7 protein-coding genes are annotated in these 9,977 nt (G+C 62.8%); all 7 read right to left on the bottom strand.

Annotated features, from left to right (window positions below):
- Window positions 1-759 precede the first annotated feature (759 nt).
- The 7 genes from pabB to rloB all read right to left on the bottom strand — a co-directional run bounded on the left by pabB (window position 760) and on the right by rloB (window position 9,975).
- Window positions 760-2,103: an aminodeoxychorismate synthase component I gene (gene pabB / locus AC07VF_RS13160; RefSeq protein WP_495009572.1), complete on the bottom strand. Its 1,344-nt coding sequence runs from the start codon at window positions 2,101-2,103 to the stop codon at window positions 760-762.
- Window positions 2,104-2,164: 61 nt separating this feature from the next.
- The gene (locus AC07VF_RS13155; protein ID WP_495009573.1) at window positions 2,165-3,253 is read right to left on the bottom strand and encodes an ABC transporter substrate-binding protein; all 1,089 of its coding nucleotides are present in this window, start codon (window positions 3,251-3,253) and stop codon (window positions 2,165-2,167) included.
- A complete protein-coding gene (locus AC07VF_RS13150; RefSeq protein ID WP_495009574.1) occupies window positions 3,250-5,361 on the bottom strand; it encodes a TonB-dependent receptor in 2,112 nt (703 codons plus the stop codon). The genes AC07VF_RS13155 and AC07VF_RS13150 overlap by 4 nt, the downstream gene beginning before the upstream one ends.
- Before the next feature lie 4 nt (window positions 5,362-5,365).
- Entirely contained in the window at window positions 5,366-6,133 is a 768-nt protein-coding gene (locus AC07VF_RS13145) for an ABC transporter ATP-binding protein (protein WP_495009575.1), read from the bottom strand.
- Complete coding sequence (locus AC07VF_RS13140; protein WP_495009576.1) at window positions 6,130-7,149, bottom strand: FecCD family ABC transporter permease; 1,020 nt, start codon at window positions 7,147-7,149, stop codon at window positions 6,130-6,132. Before AC07VF_RS13140 ends, AC07VF_RS13145 begins: the two co-directional genes overlap by 4 nt.
- 307 nt (window positions 7,150-7,456) lie before the next feature.
- Window positions 7,457-8,425, bottom strand: coding sequence for an alpha-L-glutamate ligase-like protein (locus AC07VF_RS13135; RefSeq protein WP_495009619.1), 969 nt, complete (start codon window positions 8,423-8,425; stop codon window positions 7,457-7,459).
- Entirely contained in the window at window positions 8,425-9,975 is a 1,551-nt protein-coding gene (gene rloB / locus AC07VF_RS13130) for an osmotic stress tolerance membrane protein RloB (protein ID WP_495009577.1), read from the bottom strand. The genes AC07VF_RS13135 and rloB overlap by 1 nt, the downstream gene beginning before the upstream one ends.
- Window positions 9,976-9,977: the final 2 nt, after the last annotated feature.

Here is a 9,977-nt window from a genome sequence, read left to right as displayed (position 1 = left end):
GCAGCAGTCAGATGCGAACTGTTCGTCCCACCACCCCTTCAAGTCTAACCATACAAGCGAGCTTGCTCGCGAAGGCTTACTGTCATTTCCCGGAGAAAGTGGCTGGATGTCCTGGCGTCTTCGTGAGCAAGCTCACTCCCACAGGTCCAGCGAACCGGCCGAAATCCTGAGGCGACCCACGATTCTGTAGGAGCGAGCTTGCTCGCGAATGCTTACTGTCATTTCCCGGAGAAAGTGGCTGGCTGTCCTGGCGCCTTCGTGAGCAAGCTCACTCCCACAAGTCCCACGAACGGGCCGGAATCCTGAGGCGACCCACGATCCTGTGGGAGCGAGCTTGCTCGCGAATGCTTACTGTCATTCCCCGGAGAAAGTGGCTGGCTGTACTGGCCTCGTCGTGAGCAAGCTCACTCCCACAGGTCCAGCGAACCGGCCGAAATCCTGAGGCGATCCACGATCCTGTGGGAGCGAGCTTGCTCGCGAATGCTTACTGTCATTTCCCGGAGAAAGTGGCTGGCTGTGTTGGCGTCTTCGTGAGCAAGCTCACTCCCACAAGTCCCACGAACGGGCCGAAATCCTGAGGCGGCCCGCGATCCTGTGGGAGCGAGCTTGCTCGCGAAGACTGCATTCCTGCCGGTAAAAATTTAGCGGATGTACCGACTTCTTCGTGAGCAAGCTCACTCCCACATGGACCGTGTTCGCCGCCCAACGGCGCGGTATCTGCGCAATCGAGAGTCGGTCCATCCGCACCCGCCGCCCCGCTCACAACCCCTCAAGCGTCTCCATCAACACCCGCACTTTGGTAAAGGTCTCCTGATATTCCGCTTCCCACTGCGAATCAGCGACGATCCCGCCGCCGCCCCAGCACGCCATCTGGCCGTCTTTTGCCAGCAAACTGCGGATCGCGATGGAGCTGTCCATCTCGCCACGCACGTCCAGGTACATCAAGGAGCCGCAATACAGCGCCCGGCGAGTCGGCTCCAGTTCGTCAATGATCTGCATGGAGCGGATCTTCGGCGCGCCCGTGATCGAGCCGCCGGGAAAGCTGCCGCCAATCAGGTCCAGCGCGTCTTTGCCATCGGCCAGTTCGCCGGTGACGGCGCTGACCAGGTGATGCACGTTGGGATAGCTCTCCAGGCTGAACAGCTCCGGCACCTTCACTGAACCGATCCGGCAGGTTCGCCCCAGATCGTTGCGCAGCAGGTCAACGATCATCAGGTTCTCGGCGCGGTCTTTCGCACTCGTTAGCAGCTCTTGAGCAAACGCCACGTCCTCATCGGCATCCCGCCCGCGCGGCCGCGTGCCTTTGATCGGCCGGGTCTCGACCTGACGCTGACTGACTTTGACGAACCGCTCTGGCGACAGGCTCAACACCGCATCGCCCTCCGGCAGGGCCAGATACCCGGCGAACGGCGTGGGACAGGCCACCCGCAGCGCCTGATACGCCGCCCACGGGTCACCGAGGTACTGCGCGCGAAAACGCTGGGCGAAATTGACTTGGTAGCAGTCACCGGCCTGGATGTAGGCGTGAATCCGCTCGATGGCCTGCCGGTACTGCTCGGCATCGATGTCCGTCGCAAAGGGCGCGGTCAGCTCGAACGATGCGTCCGGTTGCGCCACCGGTTGCTCGAACAGCGCGATCAGGCGCTGGCGTTCGGCCTGATCAAGGGCAGGATGAAACACCAACTGGCTGGTGTGCTCATGGTGATCGCTGATCAGCGCCCAGGGGTAGAGCCCCAACCGCGCGGAGGGCAGGTGCAAGTCGTCAATGGCCTGATCGGGCAGGGGTTCGAACAGGCGGCCGAAGTCGTACGCCAGATAGCCGATCAATCCACCGGCGAACGGCAGCGCGCAGTGCTCGGCCAGGTCGGCTTCGCCGAGGCGGGCCAGTGATTCACGCAGGCGATGAAGAAAGGCCGGGCCGGATTCGTCCGCCACCGGCTGCAGGGTTTCCAGCGGCCAGGCGCTGAGCAGATCGAAGCGTCCACGGTCCGCCGTCGGGCGACCGCTGTCCAGCAGCACGGCACCCGGGGCAAGGCGCACGCGGGCGAAGTAGCCGCTGGGGTCGGCGTGATAGGGCAGCGGGTGTACGGAGCAAGTTGGCATGCGAGGCGTGGATCAGTCAGTGCGCGAGGACGGCGATTGTAGTCTTCCCCAAGGGCGAGTCCTAGGGGGAAGGCGCAGTCGCTGGCGGCTCGCCGTGCAAAATTCGTTGGGCATCCTCCGGCGTCAGCGAGTAATCGAAAAAGCGCCGGTAAAAGTCCATCGTCTGTGCCGCCATGTCGACGTCAGGAAACAACGCCGGATGCAACTGCTGCGCAGCCCAGGCCACCTGAAGCGCCACCTCGGTGCCGTAACGGTCCCACGGGAACACCCCGGCCGGGTTGCGCAGGACGCGCCCGTTGCGCACGGCATCAAGCTGGTTCAGCAACTGCGGTTGCGCTGCCTGATTCAAATCACCCGCGGCCGCCGCGAGGATCAGCACATCCGGCTGCCACGCCAGCAACTGCTCAGCCGAGACAATCTGCATATTGCCTTTGAGCCCCGTCGCGGCATTGCGGCCTCCGGCGATCTCGATCCAGTCGTCGATCAGCGTATCGGCGCCGTCCACCTTCAACGGATTGACCGAGGCGATGTGCAGCACTTTGGGCCGCTGCTCCGCCGGGATACCTTCGACCACGCGATTGACTGCTGCCAATTGCTGATCCAGAAACCCGTTGTAAGCAATGGCCCGAACGCCGGGTTCTGTGCCGCCAAGGGCTTGAGCGGTGTTGAGCATCGAGCGTTTAAGCCCGGCCAGGTCGGTGTAGCCCATCTGCATGACCGGCAGGCCGAGCTGTCGATAGGCGATGGCCTGTCGATCACCAAGGGCGGTGAACACCAGATCGACGTGCTCAGCGAGCAAGGTCTCGGCATTGAACGCCGTGCCCTGGATGGCCGTGGCCTGGTTGAGCGACGGAAGGGCCTTGAACATCCACGGCTGGCTTGCGGGATGGTTGACCGTCGCGACAATGCGCGAGCCGGCGCCCAGCGTCATCAGCAGCACCTGATGGGCGTACCAGGCGTCAGCGATGCGCGCGGGTTTGGTGGGAATGCTGACTGATTGGCCGCCATCGTCCTGCACCTGTCTGGATTTCAGCGGGCTGGCCTGAATGTTCTGGCCGGCATCGTTCGGGGCAGCGAAGGCGCTGGCACTCAGACCGGCGAGCATCACGACGCTCAACAAACCGCGCACGCCGACCCGCCCCTTGCTCACAGGTCCACCTGAATCGACGCCTGCACCATGCGCGGCGCGGCCGGTGTCGCGCTGGTTTGCCCGGCACCGGTGTAGCCGTTCAGCCCGCCGGGGACGATGTTGGTCCAGTAGCGCTCGTTGGCCAGGTTGGTGACTTCGAGGCGGTAGACCGTGTCGCGCTTCATCAACCGGGTGCTGTAGCTGGCGCCGGCGTCGAAGGTTGTGTAGCTGCCGACCCAGTGATCGTTGCTGTCGTCGGTGGGCCGGGCGCTGGCGTAACGGGCGTTGAGGTTGACCGCGAGGCCCGGCACCTTGTCGATGCGGTATTCGGTCAGCAGACTGGCCGTCATCCGTGATAGCCCGACGATCCGGGTGTCTTCCGTGCTGTCGTTGCCGGTGGACAGCAGCTTCGGGTCCAGCCAAGTGATGCCGCCGAACATCTTGAGATTTTGAGTCAGGTCACCGTCGGCGAGGAATTCCACCCCGCGATTGCGCTGATCACCCGCCACGGCATAGACGTTATCGGGCTGGGTGTAGGCAAAGGGACGTTTGATCTGAAACGCCGCCAGCGACAGGTTGACCCCGCGCGCGACCCATTTGCCGCCCAGCTCCCACATGCGGCTGCGATACGGCGACAGGATCGCCCCGGCGTTGCTGCTGCCGGCCGCGGCGCTGTCGCCCTGTTGCAGGCTGTCGGCGTAGGTCAGGTACAGCGTCAGGTCGTCCACCGGCTTGTACATGACGCTGCTTGCCGTGCTGATGCCCGAGTCCCGGGATGACGTGTGGATGCCCGCTTGAGAATAATTGTCGGCGGTCAGGCGGCTCTGGCTGCCGCTGACCATCAGGCTCCATTTCGGTGTGAAGGTCAGGGTGTCGCCCAGCACGAATGAGCGCTGGCGGGCGTTGGCCGAGTGGTATCGGTCTGTGAAGTCGGGGAAGTCCGGCTCGTCGAAGGCGACCGGGTTGCTCAATGACGCGCTGCCCAAGGTTGTCGTTCCGCCCGCCACGGGGTTGTAGTTGTCCCAGTCAAAACCGGTGACGCCGACGGTCAGGTCGTGGCGAATGCCGCCGGTGTAGACGCTGCCATTGAGGTTGGCCAGATAGCTGTTGATGGTGAAGCGGCTTGCAGTGGCGCTCGCCACCGAGCTGCGATAGGTGCCCGCGTTGTTGATCAGCGTGTTCGTCACTGCGGTGGATTCGCGGTCGGCGATCTGCCGCAGTGCGCCAATGTCGAGTTTCCAGTTGCCGTCGAAGTCGTGCTTGAAATGCGCGCTGGCGGTGTCCGTGGTGTTGTTGTCGCCGGAATAATTCTGCCCGAGGTTGCTGCGGGTCGGGTCCGGCGCGTGGGGCAGTGTCACGCCCGAGGCGACGGCGAACTTGCCGGGCAGGCCCTTGGATAGATAGCTGTAGTGGCTGAAGTTGGTTTCGATGAAGCTGTCGTCACTGATCTGAAAATCCGTGGCGAGGCTGACCAGCTGCCGGCGCAAGGTGCTGCCGGGGGCATAACTGTGGCCTTGCTCGTCGGCGACGTTCAGGCGGTATTTGATCTTGCCGTCCGGGTCGAACGGGCCGCTCAGGTCAGCGGCCTTGAGCCAGGTCAGACCGGTGCCCACGCCGACCGTCACCCGATTGCGGGTGAAATCCGTCGGGCGTTTCGACAGCAGGTTGAAGGTGCCGGCCGGATTCGCCGGGCCATACAGCGAACCCGACAGGCCGCTCAGCACTTCGACGCCGCCCAGTTGCTCGGCCGGGTAATCGGTGGTCGAGACCACGTTGAGGCCGTCCAGCCGGCTGTTCTGCACCACGCTGCCCTGCAGGCCCCGGGTTTGCGGCCGGGCGCCGTCGGCCTGTACGGAGGGCATGTAGCGAATGATGTCTTTGAAGCTCTTGAGCTGTTGGCTGTCGATCAGGTCGGAGGACAGCACGCTGATGGAGTAGGGCGTGTCCAGCAGCCTGCGCTCACCCATGGGGCCGAGGGTCGCCGACTTCTCCCGCGCCTGATCGGCAATCGACTGTTCGGCGCTGATGTCCAGCGGTGCCAGGGTCATTTCTTGCGCCAGGCTGACCTGGGCAAAGCCGCCGAACAGAAGGGGCGCGAACGCCAGGCGCGATGAGAAAGATCGGGTCATGAAATCACTCGGCAGGAATAAAAAAGCGGTGGCCGTTGGTGTCGATCTGCTCGACGGCGACCTGATAAAGACGCGCCATGAGGGCGCTGTCGATGACGTCGTGGGGGGAGCCGTCGGCAATGAGTCGGCCTTCGTGCAGCACCAGCACTCGGTTGGCCGAGGCAAGGGCGTGTTCAGGGCGATGGGTGCTGGACAGAATGCTGATGCCCTGAGCGGCAAGGCGCTTGAGCAAGGCCAGCAGGCGCAACTGATGGCCGTAATCGAGACCGGTGACCGGCTCGTCGAGAATGATGATATTGGCGCGCTGAACCATGGCCCGGGCGATCAGCACCAACTGGCGCTCGCCACCGGACAGTTCGGTGTACGGCCGTTCACTCAAGTGATGAATGCCCAGGTCGTTCAGGGCCTGCTGCACAGAGGCCTTGTCGTCGCGGCTCGGCGCATGGCCCAGACCCACAGTGGGCAATCGCCCCTGCCCGACGATGTGGGCGACGCTGAACGGAAAGCTCGGGACGTGGCTCTGCGGCACGTAGGCAATCTGCCGGGCCACGGCGCGACGTTTCATTAAGCGCATCGGTTGGCCGTCGATCAGCACCTCGCCGGAGTGCGGCGTCAGCAACCCCAGCAGCAGCCTCATCAACGTGCTTTTTCCGGCACCGTTGGCCCCCAGCAGGGCAATGTTGTCGCCGGCGGCAATGTCCATCGAGACGTTATCGAGGATCAAGCGCTCGCCGATCCGATAGGTCAGTCCGCGGGCCTGCAAGCGCTTCATAGCCAACCCTTGCGCACGCGATGCAGCACCAGCACAAAGGCGATCGCGCCGAACAACTCGGTAATGATGCCGAGGGGGATTTCTCCCGCCGACACGCTGCGAGCGATGCCGTCGGCCCCCAGCAGGAAGATCCCGCCCAGGCAGGCGCTGAGGGGGAGCAGGCGCGTATTGCCGGGGCCGACCAGCAACCGCGCCAGGTGCGGAATTAACAGGCCGATCCAGCCGACCATCCCGGCCAGACTCACCGTGAGCGCGCAGATCAGCGTGGTGAGGACAATCAGGCTGCCACGAATCTGCTCGACCGGCACGCCCAGGCTCAGGGCTTCGTCATCACTCAGTGACAGCGCGTCGATGGCGCGGCCGGTCAGGCACAGCATCACGATGGCCACGGCCAGAATCGGGCCGATGATCCACAGCGCCTGCACGTCCACGGCACTGAGGCTGCCGAGCAGCCAATAGACGATGCTCGGCAACTGATCCAGCGGATCGGCCATGTATTGAGCAATGGACAGCAAGGAAGTGAAGAGGGCGTTCGCGACAATGCCGCCGAGCACCAACAGCAGGATCGAGGGGGTCTGAAACATGTGCGCGATGCCCAGACCAACCGCTACGGCGATGAGCCCGGTCACGCACGCCACCAGCGCAATGGCCAGAGGCGGCAGGTGCCAGATGATTCCCAGCGCAGCACCGAACGCACAGCCGCTCAACACGCCCAGCAGGCCCGGCGACACCAGCGGATTGCGGAACACGCCCTGATACGCCGCGCCTGAGACCGATAGCCCGGCGCCCACGAGTATCGCCGCGATCACCCGGGGCAGGCGCGCCTCGATGATCAGGGCGTGGAGCAGGTCGTAGCGCGGGGCGGGCATGTCGCTGAGGCCCAGCATCGTCGCAACGAACGAGCAGAGATCGTGGATTGAAATTTGATAGCGGCCCAATAACAGCGCGCAGACAGCCGTCAGGATCAATGCCAACAGGCTGAGCAACAGAGGGGAATAGAGCTTGGCAGGGGACATCTGTTACTCACTGTTTCGGTATGTAAAAAACTATACAGCGATAGGCAAGGCTTCTCTAGGGACGCAATGCCGCATGGGGTGAATCTTCATTTAGCAGGGGGTTTATGGGTGGCGAGTTTCGGCTTGGGTTTTGCGGTGTGACGCCCGACGTCTTCCCGGCTAAAGCCGGTCCCACAGTCCGAGTTTCAGCCCGTCCCACTGACGGCACGCGGTATTTAGTGGGACCGGCTTCAGCCGGGAAGGGGCCGGTGTGAGCGGCATCAATGTGTCAGAGGAACACTGAACATCGTGATCAACAGACAGACGCTCAAACGTGCCCAAACAACCCCTGAGCAAACTTGACCCGCTCTTCCGGGTTTTCGTGTAGACCTTCCGCCGCCAGCTCTTCCAGCCGCTTCTCCACGGCAACCGTGCGGTGGGTAAGGCCGCAGTCATTGGCGATCTGGATGTTGAGCCCCGGCCGGGCATTCAGCTCCAGAATCAACGGCCCGCGATCCTGGTCCAGCACCATGTCGACGCCGATATAACCCAGCCCGCACAGCTCGTAGCACTCGGCTGCGAGCTTCATGAAACCGTCCCAGTTCGGCAGTTGCACGCCATCCACCGCATTGGTGGTGTCGGGGTGCTTGCTGATGATGTTGTTCAGCCAGGTGCCGCGCAGCGTCAGGCCGGTCGCCAGATCGACGCCGACACCGATGGCGCCCTGGTGCAGGTTGGCCTTGCCGCCGGACTGTCGGGTCGGCAGCCGCAGCATGGCCATCACCGGATAGCCCATCAGAACGATCACGCGGATGTCCGGAACGCCTTCGTAACTGATGCTCTTGAAAATCTGATCGGGCGTGACCCGGTATTCGATCAGCGCGCGGTCGCGATGGCCGCCCAAGGAATACAGCCCGGTGAGGATGCTGGAAATCTGGTGCTCGATTTCGTCGTGGCTGATGATGCGCCCGGACACCGTGCGGAAGCGCTCTTCGAAACGGTCGGCGATGACCAGAATGCCGTCGCCACCCGCGCCTTTGGCTGGCTTGATGACAAAGTCGCTGCGCCCGCCGATGATCCCGTCAAGCTTGTCGATTTCCTTTTCGGTGGAAATGACCCCGTACAGCTCGGGCACATGAATGCCCGCCGCGATGGCCCGCTCCTTGGTGATGATCTTGTCATCGACGATCGGGTAGAGGCTGCGCTTGTTGTACTTGAGCACGTAGTCGGCGTTACGCCGGTTGATGCCCATGATCCCCTTGGCTTCCAGTGCCTTCCAGGTTTTCCACCAGCCGATCATTGATGGTGTTCCCGCTCGGCATCTTCCTTGAGGAAGGCCTTGAAGCGAATCAGCTCGGTCAGCCGATAACCGCGATAACGCCCCATCGCCAGCATGAAACCCACCAGGATCAGCAGGATCGCCGGGAAGGTGAACACGAAGTAGATGAACTCCGGAATGCTCATGATGATGTGCGCCAGAGACGCCGCGAACAGCGTGCCGATGGCGACTTTCATCGCGTGCCCGCCGCCGCGCTCTTCCCAGGTGATCGACAGGCGTTCGATGGTCATGGTCAGAATCACCATCGGGAACAGCGCCACCGACAGCCCGCGCTCAAGGCCCAGTTTGTGGCTAAACAGGCTGATGGCGGCAATCAACACCACCACGAAGGTCAGCACCACCGACAGCCTCGGCAGCATTTGCAGCTTGAGGTGTTCCAGGTACGAGCGCAGGGACAGGCCCAGTGCCGTGATGATGGTGAATAACACGATGCCAAAGCCCAGTTGGGTCTCGCGGAACGCCAGCGCGATCAGCACCGGGGTGAAGGTGCCCAGGGTTTGCAGGCCTACGAGGTTGCGCAGGATCAGGATCACCAGCACGCCGATCGGGATCATCACCATGATCATGAAGGTCTGCTGGGTTTGCAGCGGCAAGCTGTAGAGCGAGTACTCGAGGAAGTCGGCGTCGGTGCTTTCGTCGGTCAGCTTGGCCAGACGAATCGCGTTCATCTCGCTGTTGTTCAGGCTGAAATTGACCGTGGCCTTCTTGCCACCCTCGACGGAGATCAGGTTGTCGTTGCCGACCCACCACAGCAGGCGGTCCTGGGGCAGGCCCGCTTCACCGGTTTCCGGATTGAAATACAGCCAGTCCTTGCCATTGAAGCTGCGCAGCCACAGTTCCGGCGACTGCGGCTGATCGGCGACCAAACGGATGGTGTGGGCTTTCTCCACCGGCACGTGGGCGATGGACAAAAGGGTTTCGGTGATGCGCGCCTTGTTCGCCACCGACGTATCGCCGGCCAGCAGCAGCTTGACGTTGTCGTCGCTCAGATTGTTGACCCGCTTGATGGCTTCGCTGACGAAGGTTTCGACGTCGGCGGAATGCTGCCGGATCGGCGCAAGCAGGGCGTCGGCAGCGATTTTTTCCGGCCCTTCGACGACGATGCTGTCGCGGAAGATCGGCCCCTTGATCTTGGCTTTCTCGCCGCTGTAGCGCTTGGTCAATACCAGTCGGTAGTACAACGTCTGATTGCCGGTGGCCCGGCGCGCGGACCAGGTGACCTTGCGGTTGCCGTCGGCGCGGTTGACGTTCACGCCATAGTTGTTGGAGATGAAGCTTTCATTAAGGCTGATGTAATCGCGGGACAGCGGCGGCACGTACATCTGCACCTTGACCGTGTCCTTGGGGTTGGCGACGAACTCGACCTTGGCGTCGATGTTCCACAGGTCGTCGGTTTCATCTTCGGTCACCGGAATGCCGAGTACCAATATCTGATAAGCCGTGATCGCGATGCCCAGCGTGACGAGGGTCGCGATCAGGATCTTCAGATGGAGGGTAAGAGAGCGCATGT

This window comes from Pseudomonas sp. GW821-FHT02H06 (genome assembly GCF_059421525.1).
The sequence above is the reverse complement of the archived record's forward strand: the minus strand, read 5'-3'. Positions and strand labels throughout refer to the sequence as shown.